The sequence below is a fragment of the Psychrobacter sp. H26 genome, assembly GCF_059073035.1.
In genome coordinates this window covers 18,931-39,336 of the sequence record NZ_JCACRW010000002.1, presented here as the reverse complement: position 1 = coordinate 39,336, position 20,406 = coordinate 18,931, and the positions used below count along the sequence as shown (strand labels likewise).

General features: G+C 41.6%; 15 protein-coding genes. 11 read left to right on the top strand and 4 right to left on the bottom strand.

Annotation, left to right across the window (positions count from 1 at the left end):
- The first annotated feature begins 317 nt into the window (after positions 1–317).
- The gene (locus tag AC5JPT_RS13520; protein ID WP_057758779.1) at positions 318–542 is read left to right on the top strand and encodes a helix-turn-helix domain-containing protein; all 225 of its coding nucleotides are present in this window, start codon (positions 318–320) and stop codon (positions 540–542) included.
- A gap of 155 nt (positions 543–697) precedes the next feature.
- Positions 698–973, top strand: a complete 276-nt coding sequence (locus AC5JPT_RS13515; protein ID WP_057758781.1) for a hypothetical protein — start codon at positions 698–700, stop codon at positions 971–973.
- 187 nt (positions 974–1,160) lie between these two features.
- Here the strand turns inward: AC5JPT_RS13515 and AC5JPT_RS13510 are convergent, their stop codons facing one another.
- Both AC5JPT_RS13510 and AC5JPT_RS13505 read right to left on the bottom strand, forming a co-directional pair.
- Entirely contained in the window at positions 1,161–2,117 is a 957-nt protein-coding gene (locus tag AC5JPT_RS13510; RefSeq protein ID WP_201569629.1) for a hypothetical protein, read from the bottom strand.
- 30 nt (positions 2,118–2,147) lie between these two features.
- Positions 2,148–4,784: a MobA/MobL family protein gene (locus tag AC5JPT_RS13505; protein ID WP_493858494.1), complete on the bottom strand. Its 2,637-nt coding sequence runs from the start codon at positions 4,782–4,784 to the stop codon at positions 2,148–2,150.
- A 261-nt stretch (positions 4,785–5,045) separates the two neighbouring features.
- Here AC5JPT_RS13505 and AC5JPT_RS13500 point away from each other — a divergent pair, with 261 nt between their 5' ends.
- From AC5JPT_RS13500 to AC5JPT_RS13480, 5 genes are all read left to right on the top strand, one after another.
- On the top strand, positions 5,046–5,387 hold the full coding sequence (locus AC5JPT_RS13500) for a hypothetical protein (protein ID WP_201569633.1): 342 nt from the start codon (positions 5,046–5,048) through the stop codon (positions 5,385–5,387).
- A gap of 204 nt (positions 5,388–5,591) precedes the next feature.
- The gene (locus AC5JPT_RS13495) at positions 5,592–5,756 is read left to right on the top strand and encodes a hypothetical protein (protein ID WP_493858493.1); all 165 of its coding nucleotides are present in this window, start codon (positions 5,592–5,594) and stop codon (positions 5,754–5,756) included.
- Between the two features lie 393 nt (positions 5,757–6,149).
- On the top strand, positions 6,150–7,388 hold the full coding sequence (locus AC5JPT_RS13490; RefSeq protein WP_493858492.1) for a replication initiation protein: 1,239 nt from the start codon (positions 6,150–6,152) through the stop codon (positions 7,386–7,388).
- A gap of 331 nt (positions 7,389–7,719) precedes the next feature.
- Positions 7,720–8,736, top strand: a complete 1,017-nt coding sequence (locus AC5JPT_RS13485) for a DNA-binding protein (RefSeq protein WP_493858491.1) — start codon at positions 7,720–7,722, stop codon at positions 8,734–8,736.
- Between the two features lie 1,462 nt (positions 8,737–10,198).
- Positions 10,199–11,125: a cation diffusion facilitator family transporter gene (locus AC5JPT_RS13480; protein WP_114701933.1), complete on the top strand. Its 927-nt coding sequence runs from the start codon at positions 10,199–10,201 to the stop codon at positions 11,123–11,125.
- A gap of 186 nt (positions 11,126–11,311) precedes the next feature.
- Here the strand turns inward: AC5JPT_RS13480 and lnt are convergent, their stop codons facing one another.
- Complete coding sequence (lnt, locus tag AC5JPT_RS13475; RefSeq protein ID WP_068039556.1) at positions 11,312–12,880, bottom strand: apolipoprotein N-acyltransferase; 1,569 nt, start codon at positions 12,878–12,880, stop codon at positions 11,312–11,314.
- 239 nt (positions 12,881–13,119) lie between these two features.
- Between lnt and AC5JPT_RS13470 the strand changes: the two genes are divergently transcribed.
- Positions 13,120–13,764 carry a DUF411 domain-containing protein gene (locus AC5JPT_RS13470; protein ID WP_082787298.1) on the top strand — a complete coding sequence of 215 codons (645 nt, stop codon included), beginning with the start codon at positions 13,120–13,122 and terminating at the stop codon, positions 13,762–13,764.
- Between the two features lie 796 nt (positions 13,765–14,560).
- Positions 14,561–15,283 (top strand): CHAP domain-containing protein, encoded by a 723-nt coding sequence (locus AC5JPT_RS13465; RefSeq protein ID WP_057758750.1) that lies wholly within the window; start codon positions 14,561–14,563, stop codon positions 15,281–15,283.
- Between the two features lie 147 nt (positions 15,284–15,430).
- Here the strand turns inward: AC5JPT_RS13465 and cadR are convergent, their stop codons facing one another.
- Positions 15,431–15,841, bottom strand: coding sequence for a Cd(II)/Pb(II)-responsive transcriptional regulator (cadR, locus tag AC5JPT_RS13460; protein ID WP_493854040.1), 411 nt, complete (start codon positions 15,839–15,841; stop codon positions 15,431–15,433).
- A 142-nt stretch (positions 15,842–15,983) separates the two neighbouring features.
- On the opposite strand from cadR, the gene AC5JPT_RS13455 reads away from it, so the two are divergent.
- Both AC5JPT_RS13455 and AC5JPT_RS13450 read left to right on the top strand, forming a co-directional pair.
- The gene (locus AC5JPT_RS13455) at positions 15,984–18,185 is read left to right on the top strand and encodes a heavy metal translocating P-type ATPase (RefSeq protein ID WP_102083145.1); all 2,202 of its coding nucleotides are present in this window, start codon (positions 15,984–15,986) and stop codon (positions 18,183–18,185) included.
- Positions 18,186–18,306: 121 nt separating this feature from the next.
- A complete protein-coding gene (locus AC5JPT_RS13450; RefSeq protein WP_114701930.1) occupies positions 18,307–20,355 on the top strand; it encodes a heme lyase CcmF/NrfE family subunit in 2,049 nt (682 codons plus the stop codon).
- Positions 20,356–20,406: the final 51 nt, after the last annotated feature.

Genomic DNA, 20,406 nt, shown 5'->3' with positions numbered 1-20,406 from the left:
TTGAGTATTTGAGTATTTGAGTATTTGAGTATTTGAGTATTTGAGTATTATTAAGACTTTACTCAATAGTTAGATGAATAGCAACATTTTTAAAAAATAACTATATCTTTGATATCGACTGAATTTCTATGTGAATAATATTCATAAAAATGCATAAATTTATCAAAGACTGAGATGCCCCAGTAAACTGACTGCTAACATATAAAGTGTAGCTATCAAGTATCAATATGAGCTACTAAAAGCAATACTTTAGCCGCTCATATTCGTTATAATCCGCTCACCAATCAAAAACCACTAATATGAATGAGGGAACCACTATGGTGAAGTGTCACTTATCGACCATCATGGGTGAAAGACGCCTTAAAATTGCCGATATCTCAAGAGATACTGGCATCAATCGTGGCACCATTACTCGCATGTATCATGAAGAAGCCACCCGTGTTGATCTAGATGTCATCGAGTCTTTATGTACTTATCTTAGAATCAATGTTGGTGATTTATACGAAATCATAAATGAGGACAGCAGTGAGTCACCAGCATAAATAACGTTGTCATGAGCTGTGATTGTCTTTAAACGAATAAAAAGACCTACAGAAGGTTATTTTCTCTTGCAATAGATTAAAATATAGGTATAATTTGACCTGTAGTAAGTCATTTTATTTATTATATGCATATAATGGTCTATAGGAGAATACCAATGAATAACAATCTATCTCGGCTCAATAGCTGCACATGGTTTAGTGAACAGACTAAAACGTTAGCCTCTCAGCTGTTATTAAGCTTACAAATACAGCAAGGCTTACAGCTGGCAACCCTACTTGGTGTTGACCCCATTCTTTATAATGATGAAGCGGTTTATGTCTGGGTGCAACGACAGCTAGATGACGGTCTTATCGTTGACGATCATGCGTTAAGCACCCTTGAAACTGCTTTTATAGAGTTGGTCACAGCTCACACTGACCAAGCAGCGTAATGGCTTTAGCTTATATTTACAGACTTCTTGTTTAACAAGAAACAATAATCCTTAAAGCCAGATAAAGTGTCATTATCTGGCTTCTTGATATAGACAAAGATAACGACAATCAAACAAGCTTTTTTCAGTCTTATATGTCTCAGAAGACGCACTTTTGGGCAATATGGCTTACTGTTACCATATGCCTTTACTCAGTCGGCTCTGCACGCGGCACCCCAGCTATTTTATAATAAACAAAGCCTCTCTCATCTCTCAAAACACTTTTGCTGTCTGCTCTAACGCACCAGCTGATTGCATCAGGCTGCGCTTCATTAACATCACAAGCCAAAATAATCTGCTGACTTTGAGCGTTATCAAATGCCTGCTTCCACCCCGTTTCAAGCTCATCGATGCCGCGCTGTAGCTCTGCTTGCTGGTATCTCATCTCTGCAATCTCATCAAAGCTTGGCACATACCAAAATACCAGGGCCACCAAACTTATTATCACAGCCATCGTACCCGCTGCGACAACGGCTGCAATCCTTTTAATACTCATAGTCTCAATGGACTTATGAATTTTGTCCAAGTCTTTACTAGCTCTACCCTCAACCTGCTCAATCCGCGTTTTGGTGGTGGTCTCAAAGGTCTCAATATCTTCAATAATCTGCTTATGACCAGCTTGGTACTGATTGGTGAATAGGGCTAGATTGTCAGCGCTTGCGCCAAGCTTGTCAGCCACCGCTTGCATGGTACTCACTTGTACCTCTATGCTGTCGTTTTTAGCAGTAACGACCGACTCTACAGCCGTATCAATCTGCTGTTTCATATCGGTGATGATGCCTGCTATTTTGTCATCATAACGACGCGGCATCTCATTGTCAGTAAAAGCAGTCACTGCCGCTTGTAGCTGCTTTAACACGAGTTCTTGATACTGACTCAATGCCTGCGAAGTCGTGCTTGCGCTACTACCTAATTCTTCAATGGCAGAAGACACCTCATTCACCTTGCTATCAATACCGCTAAGCGAACGCTCAAGCCGCCTCGCTACCGCATCATCGGCTCGCTTAATCAGCTCACGCAAGGCCCCAATGACCGGAGTCAATGAAGTCACTAGGTTAACAAGTTGATCGTGTATGTCTTGCTCAGTGCGGTCATTTTTATTCATAGTAAGTACTCATTATTGTAATCATCACAACTAAAATGGGCGTGGTGACGAGTAATGGCGCGCTTTTTCTTGAATAGCCTTGTCTATATCCAGCACTTGTGCGGCCAAGATTTGCGCTAAATTTTGCGTGCCCACGCGGATGTCAGGAATCTGCTCAAAACGCTCATTAAGCGCGTTTATAGTATCAATTTTATGACGGTCGCTAGAAAGCGTGCCGAGCGCTTGTAATAGTGTCTGTACCGACGTATCTCTGTCTATCATCACCCGTTCTGCATCCGTGTCTCGCAAACGCTTTTGCAACGCGGTGACATTATCAGTATGCTGAAGCGTTTTTAAAACGAGGGCCTCAGCAGCTAACTTTTCAGCCGCCTCTATCACAGTGGCAGTAGTATCAATCGCTTTAAAGTCGATCTTATCAATACGGTCTTTAACCCGTACCAGCATATTATCAAACCTGCTCTGATACGCCTTGACTTCTGCCTGTCGGGTACGCGCAAGGGCAGTAGCATCTTGCTCTTTTTGTTGTTTTTCTTGCCGCCGCTTCTCTGCTTCCTCTCGCTCACGCCTAGCTTTGTTCTCAGTTTCGGCTTGCTCACGCGCTTTGTTGAGCTGGTATTGGAGCGCCATGGTACGAGTACGCCAGTCATCAAGCCGATCTGCGTTCAATTGAGTGGTCTTGGTACGGGTAATCTCATCGTATAAGTTATCATCTTGCACAATCACCGCTTCACTTTGATCAAGAAGGGCAATACGCTGCTCATAAAACGGCGATAGGCGCTGATAGGTTTTTTGACTGGTATTGATTTGCAGCTTTAATTGTTTGATGTCTTCATTATTGGCGGTTTTAAATGTCTTTACATCAGATACAAGCATCTGCAAACGTGCCTCAGCGGTATCATCTATCTCTACCGCTTTAAGAGCACGCAGCGCCTCACGCTCTTGCTCAAGCGCTTTAAAATGCTCAACATCAAGATCTGCCAGTGCCGCGAACTTATGATAGGTGTCAAGGTTGCTCGTTACCTCGATCGCCTGCAAATCCTCAAACGCCTCGCGCCAGTGCTGCTGCAGCTCAGTTTTTTCAACATCAATCTCATCAAGCGATTTAAAGTCAGTAGCCAGCTTATTCAGCGTTGCGGCAAACGGTTTTAGGGTGGCCTTAAGCGCCTTATGATCATCAATAACTCGATTGTTAAGGGGAATAAGCTCTTTTAAAACCGTTTTATTGTTCAGCATCGTTTTATCAATCTGTGACAGCCGCTCTTCAAGGCGGCTAACAGCGCGGCCTGTTTGTAGGGTGTCATCTTGTCTAAATTGATCAACCAACACTAAAGCCGTTTTCAGTGCCTCACTTTGCTCTGTCGTATGTATTTTCTGGGCAAGCTCAATCATTTTTTGGCGGGGCTCGCTAAAATCCTGTCCCACCTCCTCGGTGAACCGCTGGGTACTCTTAATGTTTTTATCAATGGTAATAATCTGTTTAGACTGGTGCGCTAACTCTTCATGCAGCGCATCAATGGTTGAAAATAAGGCGCTGCGTACCATCTTTTTTTGACTCACAAAGTTGGCTGAGATTGCTAAAAGCTCATCAAGTGCGTGATCATTGGCCGCATCACTATGCGTCTGACTCTTATTTTTAGGAATAGCGGGTTCAAGTTCAGCGGCAGGATCTACAAAGCGGATATTACTGAGCTCAATTCGCGCAAAGGGTTTACGCTTTTTATAATGTATTGTGACGCCGTTAACCTCTTGTTCATTGCTTTCTAGGTCAATACGTCCCTTGTCGTCATACTCAATTACCAGACCATTTTTTTCAATGTAAGCATTGATCTCATCAATCGTCTCGTTGTACTCATGAATCACTGAACGATTGCCTTTGAGAATATCCTTATATAGTGACTTACCCAGTTTCATTTTTGGTAAACGACTGATGCCCAGCTCACGGTAGGATTTCTCACTAATGGTTTTATTCTCAGGCAGTAGCTCATTGGCCATATCCGCCCAAAGGGTGCGTTGATATTTAAGCTCATCGCCGCGCCCGTTTAACCCCTTAGATAAACGCTCCTCCGTTGACCACTGCAACCAATTCTTGCGTGCTGATAAAGCATAACCCTCAACATCCGCTACTATCTCACGGCTTGAGAGTAAAATATGGGCATGAAAGTTACGACTGGTCAGCTCAACCACTTCAACCTCCCCCACATGTTTCTCGTGACTGTGTGGCCGATGAATGGCTACATCGACAAGCACGTTATAGCGATCAGATAAGGTTTGAGCGTAGCGCTCGGCCAAAACTATACGCTGATCAGCGGTGATCCCATCAGGAAACATCACATCAATCTCAGTACCTAATTGAGCGTTTTTACGAGTCTCAATGCGTTCGATATCATTCCAAAAACCCTCACGTGTCACTGCTAGATCCCCAGCAAGAGTTGGCGTTATCAACGCCGTATGCATCACATTTTTCTCAATAACTTGCGTGTATTTAGTACCATCACTGTCCACTAAATTTAAGATTTTGTCTTTAGCTTTACTGGTGTAATCGTGGACGACTCCTGACTGCTCATCAGCCAGTTTTGAGCCAGAATTATAAGCCGACTTTGCCACCACGCTATGATTTCTCGCCTTACTAACGGCGCTAACTGACAGATGAAACCCTTTATTATTCATAGCAAAAAAACCCAACATTGAGAGATAATTTTTTGGGGGTTGTAGGGGGTTCGCCCCCTGCCGAACGACGGAGTTTATGTAAAAAAATAGCGCCCCTTGTGGGCCTTTTTTACATAAACTCCTAAGTTCGCTCTTAACAGAGGGTTAAAATACTACTGCGCCCACGAAACGATGTGGTCTTGTGTATTTTACTATCTTGCATACCTGTGTATGTACTGCTAGGATCAACTCTATCATAGTTGGCTAAAAAAGGATGAAGTAATGTCAGTAATATCAGATGATTTATTCGCAAATAAGATTAAGCAATTGCAGGCTCTTAAAAAAGAGATTGATCAGGACAGGCTTGAAGCACATAAAATATTGGGGGAGTGGTTGGCCAACGCATTGGACGATGATGACAATCATGAACTGCAAGCCATTTTTTTAGACGCACACGATAATGAAAAATATGTCCGTTTGAAAAAGCACCGTGAGTTTTTAAAGTCAATTGCTCATAAGATGCAAGGTGAGGCTAAGATGGTATCAAGCAGTTTTACTTCGCATAAAGACAATCAAGACAGTGAGTACGGTTCATTGTTTGATGACAAATCAGCAGCGCAATAACTGTTACTGTTAGCAATAGCCTATTCATCCGTACAACTGAATCGTCTTCTAATTAGTAAAATGCTAGAAGGCGATTTTTAGCTGTTTTAAGCGCTTTAAAATATATTTAGCTATCAGTGTATAGAACAGAGCATAGAATGCGTATAAGGGTGCTTTTTAGGCTTTCTAGCAACGATTTGAGATGTATTTACAGAGGTATCGATAATGGCTACTGAAAATGAAGACAAATTATCTAAAAAAAATGCGACTGAAAACATGAAACCAGCTTTGTCCAAAATGACAGATGCAGACATTCAAAAGATCTTTGATCGTGCTTTTGAAGATTTCCAGAGGTCGACTCTTGATTCGGACTATGAAAGTGAGGATTAATATCAAGTAAGCGGACAACAGCTGGTTGAGCTACTAAATAATTTTAAAAGCAGTTGGTAGCTCATATTATTATTTCAAATTCGTCGGTTTTTTTGCCTATTTTCCTATTACTTAAAACAAAAATATATTTCTTATTTTTTAATAATTTTTAAAAGCTTTTGTCCTGAAGGTGAAAATCGGCGCAGACACTTACTTCACTTGGTCTACAGCGGAAAAATATTTTTATATAGTGGAATTTTAGGCGGTTAAAGGTGGAAGTTTAAGCGGTTGAAGGTGGAACTTTAGGCGGTTATAGGTGGAACTTTAGGCGGTATTAGTGGAAAATAAATTTGTATATTCCACTAATGTTATTTATTATTCACCATAAACATCAATCTAGCGAAATATTACGATATGAATAAAAATGAGATGGCGCAGTTCCAAAATAACCTACGAGAGTTTATAGGCGAGTCTTATACGGTCAAAGTAGATAAGAATTTAAGTGAACAAGAGCGCGATGAACTTACCGCTCATGTAAGAAGGACAGTGGGTGATAATGATGCCACCATCCTTATTATTGAACCCATCATAGAATCAAAATTTGATTTTAATTTTGATTTGATTACCTCAGACGTTAAAGAAATCAAACCATTACAGAATGTCAGTCAAGTTGAGAGTAAGCCCAAACCAATTTACAGTGACAAATGGCTGGTGATGCAAAACCGTTTATTAAATGCCATTTCAGATTTGGACTTGAATGAGCGGCGTCTGATTATGTTTTTATCGCCCTTAGTACGTAAGCATGTAGAAAAAGACCCTGATGCCAGAAAACGAATGTTTGTGGTTAATGCGCTAGAGTTTGCCCGTGAATATAATTTAGGCAAAAAAAGTATTTACCGTACCTTGGCAGAAGTTGCTAATAGCATGCTGCACAAAGCATTCTTTTTTTGGAACTTTAAGAATAATGAACGGACGCATAGAACTGGAGTGTCTTGGCTTGTTCAGTGCGAATATAAGGAAAACGAGGGACAGTTAGAAGTTATACTGGCCGATACAGTGATTGAGATGCTATCAGTATTCGATCGTGAAAATCCATTTACCAAATGGGAGCGACATTGGATTATTAATCTTGGTAGTTATGGCATGATTTTATTTGAGCTGATTGCCAGTTGTATGTTCCAAAAATACAAAGAAAAGGCGTATACCGTTGACTATTTACGTGAAAAATTTAATTGCGTTGATAGCTATGGTAGGAATATTGATTTCAAACGTTATGTATTAGATAAAGCTATCAGTGATATTCATACGCACACGCCTTACCGTATAACCTACGCTCAAAAGAAAAAAGGGCGGGTGGTGAGTGAGATTGTGTTTAGTTTTGAAGATAGCAGTCAAGCCAAGGTAGAGGCTAAGCAGTCAAAAGCATTGAAGAGTGATCTGAATCCTTTTTCAATTAAAGGTCTAAGCGACGCACAATTAAAGCGCATTGTTCTGAACAAAGAATTTATAGCCAATTATAACCATTTGGTCAGCTCCACCAGTCTAGCAGGTCAAAATGAGGCAGAGTGGGCAATTGAGATGGTCAAAAGACTAAAGACGGATTCTTCAGTTTTCAATAAATGTCCTATTCGTGATTATTTAGAATATACGTAGATTAATAAAAACATTCTATTGCTGAGCGGTTAGGTGCTAGCCTTGGCAGTATTAAACCACTATGATTCTCTAAAAAAACCAGCGCTATTAGCCCAAGTATTACTGCCAAATTTAGCGATAGGGACAAACAGGCGCTAATCATTAATAAATGATAATAATGCGCTAGAGAAGTACTTAACTGATTGTTAGCCATAATCTAACGATTATGACCTCAAGATTGCTTGAGGTTTTTTTATATCTTGTATTGTATTATGTTGTATATTGTATTATACTATATACAACATAATACAAACGCTACATATTTACTCATACAAAATTAAGGACAATAATTATGGCCATTACTACACAGCAAATTCATGCTATTGCTGATCAACTGCATGAACAAGGTATCAAACCTACTTTAGCCGAAGTGCGTAAGGCGCTGGGTGGGGGGTCATTCACGACCATCAGTGAAGCCATGAAGTCTTGGCGTCAGGATAACCAACAAGAAGAGCAGCTAAGACAGGTTGAGCTACCAAGTGGCATTGCTGAACGCTTACAAACGCTTGGTGCAGATATGTGGCAAACGGCCATTGATATTGCCAATGATCGTCTGGTTAAAGAACGGGAGGCTCTAGAGAGTATTAAGGCCAAGTCGCAAGCTGAGACAGACGAGGCTCAAGAAGCGGTTAAGACCCTAGAGAGTGAGCAGGCTGATTTGTTAGAACAGCTCGATGAGGTCACAGCAACTGCAGAGGCAACGGCTATCACCGTAGCTCAAGTGACTGCTGAACGGGATATGCTGACACAGACACTCAGTGATACTCAGCACCAGCTGGAACTTGAACGAGCTAAAACAGCGGCAGCTCAGGCTCAGCTTGCAGATCTGCGCAGCAGCTTTGATCAGCAATCAAAAGAGCTGAGTGCCAACATATCGAAGGTGGCCACGCTTGTAGCTACTGCTAATAGCGATAAAGCAGAGATCACACGTGTGAAGACAGAGCTTGAAGCAGTCAAGGTTGAGCTAAAAACAGTGACTACTGAGCACAACCAAATAATGAACCTTACAGCAGAGGTAAAAGGAGAATTAAAAGCGATAACCGCTGAACGTAATAAGTTATCAGGGATCAATGAGCAGCTGACTCAAAAGCAAGCTAAGCTTGAAGCAGATCATCAGCTGCTTGTTAAGCAACACAACACATTAAATCATGAGAAAACTTTGCTTAGTACTGAGCACACTGCTTTAATTGAGCAATATGATGAGCTTTCAATTAACTATCAATCAGAACAGGAAAAGAGTAGCTCATTGACTGCAGAGATTGAAAAGATGCGAGAGACAATTAACACTAACACTAAAAGTATCAGTTAAACTTAGTAATAGAGGCCTATTAACAATAACTAAGTCAATCCCGTTCTATTCACACTAAGCTTATGAATCCACCATGACAATATCGACTCACTGAATAAATGATGGTTGTATAATAAATATTCTAAATTTTTCTCTGAACTCTCATAGTATATAGCCTAGTGGGCTATATACTACTTAAATTAGCCTAAGTGAATTTATGCTGATTTTGGAGCCTTGAGCAGATTTCAAGGAACACTCACCCTAAAGCAATTATGAGTATAATAAAAATACTCACAAACACTTTAGTGCATTCCTTGAATTTGATGTGATTAGTCATGCCGACTTCATCGCCCATCGCGTCATCAAGACCGTATCACTGTATCAAGCTACGGCTGTTATGATTACGGCTGATAGCACCGCCTAGACACGCTCATAACCGCTACTGTGCTGTCATACGCTAGCAAGGGCGTTCGCCCAATATACCGCTACGATATGCACAAGTAACCACTCATTGCGTTGCTCTGATCCTTTGTCTAGTCACCCCTGTAGGGAGCTCACCCTTATGTCAAACGCAGTCGTCACCGAGGCCTGCCACCCATTTGACGGGTAACGGGTACAGAGAGAGCAGCACGAAAATGTAACGAGCGAACAAGCAGTTTTTAAAATGTATAGCAAATAGAGTTGATATGAAAGCAGATTTTGGATAAAATGCACCTATACGGGCATTTAATGCTGTTCAAATAACGCAGTCTGTGTGCTTATTTGTTCGTTACAGGGTGCGTCAACACACTGTAACCGTTATCTACATTTAAAACTAAATGCCTCTGGGAGTCAACTCCCAGAGGCATTTTTTTATTTGTCATACAGATTAGGTTTTTAATATCTGATTCTTCGTTAGATTGCTTAGGCTTTTCTTGTCGTCATTTAGCGTAAGCATTTCAATTATTTTGAAGTTAGCACTTAGTACATCCTCACAAGACGTTAAGTTTCTGACAATACTGGGATAGTTTACTATGAAGACCGGCTTAGTCGTCAGATGCAAGGTTTTACACGCGCTGTTAAGAAGCGGTAAATCATCTTTCTGAGAGAATACGATAATGAAAAGACAAACCTACACTCCTGAGATTAAAGAACGCGCCGTTCGTATGCTGATTGAAGCATTAAACGATTACACCTTTATGTGGTCATGTCATAAAAAGCACACTAATGAAACTATACTAACCAACATTCAAGACTAAGCTACACATACTAAAGAGCTTGAACATGAGAACAAGAAGCTTACGTAAGCCAGTTAGATTACAGTAAAATCCGCTTTTTTCGCCCAAGGAGAGATAGGACACACAATCAAGTTGTGGCTCAGTTTATTGATAAAAATAAGTGGGTCTACGGTATTAGAGCAATATTGACTGTGCAATATAGAAAATATGCAATAAACTTATTTTCTACCTTTAATAAAATGCAGCAACCTAAACAAGGGTAAATTATGAGTAATTCAGATAACCACAGTCATCAAGCTCCAGACCCTAAAAATATGAATAAAGCTTTTTATATTGGGATTGGTCTAAATTCTGCATTTACGCTCATCGAGTTTATAGTGGGCTACTCAACTAATTCATTAGCTTTAATCGCAGACGCTAGCCACAACTTAAGTGATGTTGCCAGTTTAATAATCTCGTTAATTGGAATGAAATTAGCACAGAAAGCATCTACTACGCTTTATACCTATGGCTACAAAAAAGCTTCTATAATGGCGTCTCTTATTAACGCCATATTGTTAGTTACAATCGTTATAGGTATTGCGTATGAGGCCTTGGGTCGATTTGATACGATACCGGAAGTTGCAGGAAAAGTTATTATTATTACAGCTCTAATAGGTGTATTTATAAATACTGTTTCTGCTTTTGCATTCTACAAAGGTCAAAAAGACGATATTAATGTCAAAGGTGCTTTCTTGCATCTAATGGTAGATGCATTGGTCTCTGTAGGTGTCGTTATCTCGGGCATTATTATTTACTATACAAGTTGGAATATCGTTGATCCTCTAGTTAGCTTGATTATTTCAGTCGTTATACTGTTATCGACTTGGGGTCTACTAAAAGAGAGTATCAAGCTTGCTATCGACGGAGTACCTCAAAATGTTGATCTCAGTAAAATCACTGCTATCTTAGAGAGCTATAATTTTATTCAAAACTTTCATCATTTACATATCTGGGCTTTGAGTACCACTGAGAATGCTCTTACAGTTCATATTGTACCGAAGACCGATATAACGTTTGAAGAGACTATTACTATGAAAGAAAACATCAAGGAAGATTTGGCGCATCAGAATATACAACATGCAACTATTGAATTTGGTACTAAGGCAGATGACAATCAAAAATCGCGTGCATTAAATGAAAGTATCAACTAAAAGATGATAGACCGTATATAGCTATCTCTTTTTAAGTATGAGGCGCGTGCCTTATGTCAACATAATTTTTTCAATCAGTTCTTATGTGATCAATAGTTTAAAACTTTTATATTTACGTGCGTTAGGACGTTACCTAGAAAAAATAAAAAACTTACGCTGATTAAATTATTATGATTAAGTTTACTATTACCCTCGTCTTCTAAGTGTGGTTAGACCTTTGCCAAAATAGCTTATTAGTAATAACAGGGTTATTATTATCAAGATAGGATAATTTCCCATAAGCATAAAGGGCGTGTTACCAACCCGTGCCTGTATCTCACCACGTAGTACAGTACGCTCAAACTGCGGTGCGCGTTTTACAATACGACCTTTATGGTTAATGATAGCGGTAACACCAGTATTGGTCGCTCGAATAAACCAGCGCCCGTTCTCAAGCGCGCGCATTTGTACCATTTGCAAATGTTGCAATGGTCCTGCTGAAGTGCCAAACCAGGCATCGTTAGAGACGGTCAACAAAAAGTCAGTATCGATGGCATTTTTACGCGTGGTATCTGGATAAGCTACCTCATAACAGATAGCCGTCCCTATATTGTGTTCACGCACCTTTAGCGGTGACTGCTGATCACTACCACGACTATAGCTCTTAATATCCTGACTACCGGCCAAACTTGGGAAAATATCGAGCACGCCTTCAAATGGAATATACTCTCCAAAAGGCACTAGACGCTGCTTCTTGTATAGGCCTTCCGCTTCTACACCTCGAGCAATCACGCTATTGTAAAATGGGGGATACTTATCCGTACTGGCATTGAATGCCGCTTTATCCTTATAAGGGATACCAGTTATCCATGTCGTATTGGTCGCATTGGCCATTTCTATCATTTCACTAATAAAGCCCGCAGCCTCATCCTGAAACATCGGAATAGATGATTCAGGCCACACCACCACATCACGTCCCCACTCAGTGCGCGTTAACTTCGCATAAATCTTTAGCGTTTCTACTTGATATTGCGTCAGCCACTTTATATCTTGTGAAATATTACCTTGAATCAATGACACTGACAGATCAGGTGTGCCCTTAGGTTTTGTCCATTGCGGATTGACCAGCCATAATGATGTGCTAATGGCTAATAACAGTACAGAAACGACGGCATAACTACTGCGTCGAAGCAGTAGCTCTACTAAACTTGCAGCCAATAGTATGGCAACAAAAGAGACGGCAAAAACACCAGCAACGGGTGCTAAGGACGATAACCAATACTCTTCAGTAAATGCATAACCAACAAACAGCCACGGAAAGCCTGTGAATAACCAAGTTTTTAACCATTCTTGTAGCACCCAAAGAGCAGCAAATGAAAAGGGTTGTTTGCCTACCATACGGTTAAAGACTAGTGCTAAAAATCCATGAAACAGTCCCATACCGAGACCCATCAATCCAATCATAATCAATGCGAGCCACGTTGGAGTATCGCTATAATCATGGATGGCAGTATAGAGCCAAAAGCCGCCGACGCACCATAGCCCCATACCGTAAGCTTCACCGATAATAAAAGCGCGACGACCACTCATATTTGGTACCAACAGCGCATATAAAATCGCTGGTGACACTATTGCTAGCGGCCAGAACCCATGAGGCGCTAGCGCAAATAAAAAAATAGCCCCTGCAAGCCATGCTGCTACTAGCGTAAACCATAGCGGTAATTGATTTGAGTGAGTACTCAAACGCTTTTGTAGATTAATAGTAGACAGGCGCATCGCAAATTATCCAAAATTATGAGTTTTGAATTTTTAGTCAAAATCCAAAACTCGGATAGACCTGTTAATACTACAGGCAGCATTTCAAAATGAAAACTGCTTATGATACCAGTCCGCACTGCTCAATGGATAAATTTACGTACTCCGTTTGATGGGTTATTATGCTACATTACCAAACGATATGAAGTGTTACTTGACCTTCTATAGCTCACAATATCTACAGTACATGAGAGAGCACTATGACCCCCTTAAAAATAAAATCCAGTCTTATATTCAATCGTTATCTGTCTAAGGGGTTGCGTAGTACGTTAGTATTACTTGCCGCCTCATCACTATTTGCTTGTAGCCAACCGAGTAGTGGCGTATCTGATGCAAGCACAACATCGGCATCAACTGAAGATGTAGTGACTGTTCCGAAGACAGCTGAACCAAACGTTATAAATACTCCTATGATGACATCAGTAAGTAAACCAGACCTACTAAAAAACGTCTCAGCCACTGTCTATAAAGATGCCAATTGCGGCTGCTGTAAAGAATGGATAAGTCATGCAGAAGATAATGGTCTAAGTGCAACCGCGCAAGATGTTGCGGACTTAGCCGTATTTAAAGAGCGCTACAGCGTTCCAAATGAAATGCGTTCTTGCCATACTGTAGTCACTACTGATGGTTACGTCTTTGAAGGTCATGTACCCGCTAAATATATGGCGCAGTTTTTAGAAAATCCGCCAGTACAAGCTATGGGTCTTGCCGTACCTGGCATGCCTGTTGGTAGCCCGGGTATGGAGTATCAAAATAAATTCATGCCCTATCAGGTTATGCAACTCAATAAAGACGGGACGACCCAAGTTTATGCTGATATTGAATCGGTAGAGCAGCAATTATAGTGTGTTAGCAGTTAAGAATACTTTGATTATAGTGTTAGCGTTAAAAGCGAATGAAGCAAGTATAAGACTGTTCTATTGCTTATAAAATGATTCTTCATCAAAAAATTCATTAGCTATTGCGACTTTAAAATTAAAAATAACTTTGAATTTGTAACTTTTGATGACAATGTAAGCGGATTTATCGGTTATTAACCCTTAAAATAGATAAATAACTAAGGGTTAATACAAGAATATACAGGATGTATCGAAACAATTACGTAATATTACATAAGCCAGTAGGGAATTAACATCTATATTAATATTATAAATTATTATATTATCTTAATAATTAGTTAGACCCTATATAGGGTAATTACTTCATCCAATAGAAAAACGTCTGAGGGTTAAATCTAAATTATAGATTTAACCCTCAGACGTTTTTTTGCTTATAAAACAGTAGAAATTGTGGTCAATCTAGTCAGCTATATTCTGTACATGTTACACAAACTTACATTGTAAAATGTGGGATATTAGCAATTTTTTCGACATCAAAAAAGTATTTTTGGGGTTTTTAAGGGGGATGACAGGCTAAACAGCCTATGCTAAAGTCGGCTTTGTGTTTTGGTCAGCAGCTTGATTTGTAACAGCTTCGTAAGACTTCAATGAGCTGTGATCGCCAATAATCATTTTTTATATGAATAATATGCAGCAGAAGTATCAGTCACTATGACATATATATACTTGAGTTATTGAGATTTAATTGACTGCGCTGTTGTTGATAACAGACGATTTTGAATTAACCGTAGGTATTAGATTTATGAAACAGGCTTTATTGATTTTGTCAGTACTGGGTATGGGCATAGCACAAACGAGTGGTGCTGCTATCACAATCTCTCAAACAAATAATACCATCACCAATACTTCTGTGGCATCAAACTACGGTTCATCAAAAAACATCTATAGCACCAAAAGTGGTGCTTATGTTTCTAATAATGATGAAATTAGTCAAGCAATTAGCAACCTAAGTGCGCAGGCCAAGCAAAAAGAGAATCAGCTTTCATCATTAAACAGCCGCTTATACGCTGAAAAACAACAGCAGCAAGTCAATAAGGTTCCTGACAGCAATTCAGCCCCCGCTATCGCTGCTGCTCGCGCCTCAAAAGTGGCTTTATCTGGCAGCTCTGGATATTGTGCCCGTTACGTACGTAAAGCACTACAATCAGCTGGTTATGAATTTACACCCAATCCTTCAGCCTATCAGTACGCCACTCGTGGCACGCTTGATAAAGCAGGTTTTAGCAAAATCAGTAATGATATGCCAACCCAAGTAGGTGATGTTATTGTCTATGATCGCTCATCAAAGCGCCCGCATGGCCATATCCAAATATTTGATGGCGAAAATTGGATTTCTGATTTCCGTCAGAACAGCATCAGCCCATACAGTGGTGTCTATGCTTATACGACATGGCGCGATTCAAAATACGTGGATGACGCATCCGCATCAGATCGTAATATCTACCTTGCTATGAATGATAAATAAGACTTTCTAAGTCAGCACAACATAGTTGTTATTTCCTCCAACCCAGTAGTGATCTTAATATCATTGCTGGGTTTTTTTGTGCTTAACATCAGGGCGTATTTAACCTTTCATGATTTGATCCGTCAGAAATGAACACTACTGATATCATTACTCATGACAGGAGTTATCGACAAGCGCGTTTAAAATGCCACATGATGACGCTGGTGCACTACTTGCACATTTCTGGCGCAAAACGGTCAAGTGATGCTTTAAGTGCATCAGTTCTTCCATTCGTATTTCCACAGCATGAATGTGCTCATCTAGCAAGTTATTCACAGCGCCGCAGTCCTTGTCAGGCGACTCCCAGTATTCAAGTAAGATTCGCACATCATCTAAAGCCATATCGAGCGTACGGCAATGTAGGATAAATTGTAGACGCTCAATGTGCTCTTCATTATATAAACGATAATTCCCTTCGCTACGAAAAGGCTCGGGTAATAAACGCTCTTTTTCATAATAGCGAATGGTTTCTACTGTGGCACCTGTGCGTTTAGCGAGCTCACCAATTTTGATTGTCATAACAACCTCTACGATTTAAATAATTAAAGTGGCTGTAAAGACTAGCGCTAGAGAAATTAAAATTACGAAACTGTAGATAAATAACCTTGACTCTAAAGCCACTATAGGGTTCATAATATCATTATTCAAAGGGTAAATTATTATGAAATATCATATTGAAGGTATGGACTGTGCCAGTTGCATCGGCAAGATTGAAACAGCTTTGAAACGTATGCCTGGGGTTTCTGATGTTCAGCTGAATTTCGCTACAGAAACGCTAGAGCTAAATTTAGCCCCTGGTGCGCCGACTCAGGCTAGTGATATCGAAAAAACAATCAAAAGCCTAGGGTTCGGCATCTCTGCCAATACTGGTCAACAAACTGTATCGGCTATTGATATTGACAGCGACAATCAGATGGCTCCGCAGGATAAGCAATGGTGGCAAACTCAAAAAGGCAAACAGGTTGTTGGCCTCGGTATTTTGATGGGCAGCGCTTATGCACTGTCACTACTGTTGCCCGCTTATGGGATATGGGTGTTTGCCATCGCTGTGATTGTAGGCGTTTTTCCATTTGCGCGCAAAGCCTTAGCACTGGCTAAAACAGGTTCATTCTTTTCAATTGAAACGCTGATGTCCGTCGCCGTGCTTGGCGCACTTATCATTGGTGAAGCTGAAGAGGCCGCAGCAGTTGTCTTTTTGTTCTCAATCGGTGAACTGTTTGAGAGTATCGCTGCTGATCGCGCTCGCGCTGGCATCAGAGCCTTATCATCGCTGGTTCCGAAAAGTGCAATTTTACTTGATGCTCAAGGTGGGCAGCGTAACGTTCCAGCGACTTCATTACAAGTGAATGACCTTGTGCTGGTGCGTCCTGGAGATAGGGTATCTGCTGATGGTTCCATTGTTCAAGGTGCGTCCAGCCTTGATGATTCGCCCGTGACGGGAGAGTCTGTTCCTGTTGCCAAGACGATGGGTGACAATGTATTTGCAGGGTCAATTAACATCGATGGTGTGCTCCAAGTGCGCGTAGAAAAGACAGCCGCCGATAACACCATTTCGCGCATTATTGAGCTGGTAGAGCAAGCCCAAGCCTCCAAAGCACCCACTGCCCGTTTTATTGAGAAATTCAGTCGCTATTACACACCGGCAGTGATGGCTATTGCCGCACTAATTATTATCATTCCACCGTTAGCCATGGGTGGAGATTGGTCGACTTGGTTGTATCGCGGTCTAGCACTGTTGCTGATTGCCTGTCCCTGTGCTCTTGTACTATCAACACCCGCTGCCATCGCCTCTGGTCTTGCTGTTGGTGCGCGCCGTGGCTTGCTGATCAAAGGCGGTAGTGCTTTAGAAACTATCGGCCAAGTGAAGACGGTCGCTTTTGACAAGACAGGCACTTTAACTGAAGGCAAACCACGCGTGACCGATGTTGTTGCCTTTACACAAGAGGACTCAAGTATTCAAGGTCAGAATTCTCAAGGTCAAGATGAGATATTGGCACTTTTTGCCAGTGTGGAGACTGGTTCTAGTCACCCACTTGCTGAAGCCATTGTCAGCCATGCTGAAGCCGCTAAAGTTGTTATACCTGTGGCTTCCAAAGCTTCTGCTACTGCGGGTAAAGCGGTACACGCAACTGTCGCGGAGCGCGCGCTAGCTATCGGTTCGCCTGTTTACGCAGCCGATGAGGCATTGATTTCATCCACACAACAGGCGCAAATTGAGGCGCTGCAAAATGAGGGTAAGACCGTCTCTGTTCTTTTCGATGAGCAAAACCGTGAAGTGCTTGGATTAATCGCGCTAAGAGACGAATTACGAGACGACGCTCATGAAGGTGTGGCTCAGCTCAAAGCGATGGGTGTGCGCTCCGTCATGCTAACAGGCGACAACCGCTTAACCGCTCAAGCACTTGCCAGTAATTTAGACGTGGAATGGGAAGCTGAGCTGTTGCCTGAGGACAAACTGCGCCTGCTTAACGAGATGAAGAACAACCGCAAAATAGCGATGGTTGGTGATGGTATTAACGATGCGCCAGCGCTAGCAACTGCCGATGTTGGCATCGCGATGGGTGGTGGTACCGATGTGGCCATTGAGACGGCCGATATCGCATTATTAAAAAGTCGTGTTACGGATATGGCTCATCTCATCGCACTTTCACGTGCCACCATGCGCAACATTCATCAGAACGTCATTTTCGCTTTGGGTCTCAAAGGCGTCTTTCTGATCACGACCGTATTCGGCATTACTGGACTATGGATTGCGGTTCTAGCTGATGCTGGAGCAACAGTGCTCGTTACTCTTAATGCGTTACGTTTACTGCGCTTTAAGGGAGCGCCTCCACTGGTAAATCCGCCTAAAGTAGTTAAATAAAACCCTTCGAAATCAATTAAAAACTAGAGATAGCAGCAGATTTCGGGGGTGGGTTCTAATAATAAAAATTCCACCGCCACAGTAAACTGCAACCGCATTAGAGTAAATAAGGTTAGACCGTATGTTGATTACAGAATTGGGCTATTTTGCCTTGCTTACCGCTTTTGTATTGGCGTTATTGCAGGTAATTCTACCAACTATTGGTGTTATTCATAACCAAGTTGCTTGGCAACGACTAGCCCCTAGCTTAGCTTGGGCACAGTTTGCCGCCATGATAACGTCATTTGGCGCTTTGATAGCAGGTTTTTATTATAATGATTTTAGCCTCAGTTACGTCGCGCAGCATTCCAATACGCTGTTGCCTTGGTACTATAAGTTATCGGCGACATGGGGCGGACACGAGGGCTCTTTGCTGCTATGGATGACCATCATGGCCACATGGTGTGCACTGGTATCATACTTTAGTCGCGGCTTGCCGTTATCAATGCGTGCGCGGGTATTAGTTATTTTGGCCGGTGTACAGTTAATGATGCTAACGATGCTGATATTTACCTCGTCACCGTTTGAGCGTACCTTACCCAATCTAGCGGTCGATGGCGCTGATTTAAATCCTGTCCTACAAGATTTCGGTCTGATTATTCATCCGCCCATGTTATATATGGGCTATGTGGGTATGGTAGTACCTTTTGCATTTTGTATGGCGGCATTGTGGGAAGGGCGTTTAGATGCTGCTTGGACACGCTGGTCACGTCCATGGGCGCTCGCGGCTTGGGGGTTTTTGACCATTGGTATTGCACTGGGCTCGTGGTGGGCCTACTACGAGCTTGGCTGGGGCGGTTGGTGGTTTTGGGATCCGGTAGAGAATGCCTCGTTTATGCCTTGGCTTGTCGGCTTAGCATTGCTGCATTCATTAGCAGTCACTGAAAAGCGCGGGGTGTTTAAAGCATGGACCATTATGCTGGCTATTTTCGCCTTTGCCTTAAGCTTGCTTGGCACGTTCCTGGTACGCTCTGGAGTCCTTACCTCAGTGCATTCGTTTGCCGCTGATCCGACGCGTGGTTTGGTTATCTTAGCTATTCTTGGCATTATCATCGGTAGTGGTCTATTAATGTTTGCCGTTCGAGGTTGGCGTTTAACCGTTGAAAGTCAATATCAGCTGATTTCACGTGAGTCCTTTTTAGTGATCAACAACGCCATCATTTTGATTGCAACCTTAGTGGTGCTGCTCGGCACCCTTTACCCTATTATCGCTGATGCCTTTGGTTTAGGACAAGTGTCCGTTGGCCCTCCTTATTTTAATGCATTATTTGTACCTTTAACGTGGCTGTTATTAATAGCTATGGGTATGGGCTCAAATATTCGCTGGAAAAAAGACACCCGTCCACTACTGGGTATAGGCATGGTCATCGCCGTTAGTAGCTTAGTATTAGCTGCCATTATTACTTACTTTGTTAATCCATCGTCTATGCTTAATATTGGTGTGACTTTAGCCGTTAGCTTTTGGGCACTGCTATGGATGGCAGTTGATTTTAAAGATAAAACTAAGAATGCGCCTAATCTTTTTAACGGTTTGCGGCAGTTGCGTCTGAGCTATTGGGGTCAACAGACTGCTCATATTGGCGTATTGGTTGCTGTCATTGGCATAGCCTTTACTAGTAGCCTGAGTATTGAGCGTGACGTAGCAATGGGTATTGGCGATACAGTCAATGTTCAAGGTTACGATTTTGAAGTAACTGAATTTTTTGAAATAAAGGGTAGTAACTTTGATGCAACGCAAGCGCAAGTCGTGGTATCCAAAGACGGTCGTGAAGTGGCGAAACTGACTCCAGAAAAGCGTACTTATATTATCAGCACGATGCCAACGACTGAAGCCGCTATTGACCCCAGTCTTATGCGCGATGTTTATGTCGCACTGGGCGAACCTATTGCCGATGGTAGTAACCAATGGGCATTAAGGATTTATGTAAAACCATTAATTCGCTGGATTTGGTTAGGGGCAATTATCATGGCTCTAGGTGGATTAATTAGTATGCTTGATAAACGATACCGCATCAAAAAAGTTAAAGCTCCGTTGCTAGTTACTGGTAGTTTGGCTACTGATGGAGTCAATGAGGTAGCTATTGAGCAGGCAATCTCAGCATCGACGATGTCGACACTAAAGGAGAAATAAATGACTATGTCGAATAACACTCCTGAGCAAAAAGATAGCCAAAACAGTAAG

Coding starts and splice junctions, on each gene's coding strand:
- AC5JPT_RS13495 (WP_493858493.1), top strand. CDS start 5,592: ATGGCTACTGAAAATGAAGACAAATTATCTAAAAAAAATGCGACTGAA.
- AC5JPT_RS13500 (WP_201569633.1), top strand. CDS start 5,046: ATGTCAGTAATATCAGATGATTTATTCGCAAATAAGATTAAGCAATTG.
- AC5JPT_RS13470 (WP_082787298.1), top strand. CDS start 13,120: ATGACCCCCTTAAAAATAAAATCCAGTCTTATATTCAATCGTTATCTG.
- AC5JPT_RS13490 (WP_493858492.1), top strand. CDS start 6,150: ATGAATAAAAATGAGATGGCGCAGTTCCAAAATAACCTACGAGAGTTT.
- lnt (WP_068039556.1), bottom strand. CDS start 12,880: ATGCGCCTGTCTACTATTAATCTACAAAAGCGTTTGAGTACTCACTCA.
- AC5JPT_RS13520 (WP_057758779.1), top strand. CDS start 318: ATGGTGAAGTGTCACTTATCGACCATCATGGGTGAAAGACGCCTTAAA.
- AC5JPT_RS13465 (WP_057758750.1), top strand. CDS start 14,561: ATGAAACAGGCTTTATTGATTTTGTCAGTACTGGGTATGGGCATAGCA.
- AC5JPT_RS13510 (WP_201569629.1), bottom strand. CDS start 2,117: ATGAATAAAAATGACCGCACTGAGCAAGACATACACGATCAACTTGTT.
- AC5JPT_RS13450 (WP_114701930.1), top strand. CDS start 18,307: ATGTTGATTACAGAATTGGGCTATTTTGCCTTGCTTACCGCTTTTGTA.
- AC5JPT_RS13485 (WP_493858491.1), top strand. CDS start 7,720: ATGGCCATTACTACACAGCAAATTCATGCTATTGCTGATCAACTGCAT.
- AC5JPT_RS13505 (WP_493858494.1), bottom strand. CDS start 4,784: ATGAATAATAAAGGGTTTCATCTGTCAGTTAGCGCCGTTAGTAAGGCG.
- AC5JPT_RS13480 (WP_114701933.1), top strand. CDS start 10,199: ATGAGTAATTCAGATAACCACAGTCATCAAGCTCCAGACCCTAAAAAT.
- AC5JPT_RS13455 (WP_102083145.1), top strand. CDS start 15,984: ATGAAATATCATATTGAAGGTATGGACTGTGCCAGTTGCATCGGCAAG.
- cadR (WP_493854040.1), bottom strand. CDS start 15,841: ATGACAATCAAAATTGGTGAGCTCGCTAAACGCACAGGTGCCACAGTA.
- AC5JPT_RS13515 (WP_057758781.1), top strand. CDS start 698: ATGAATAACAATCTATCTCGGCTCAATAGCTGCACATGGTTTAGTGAA.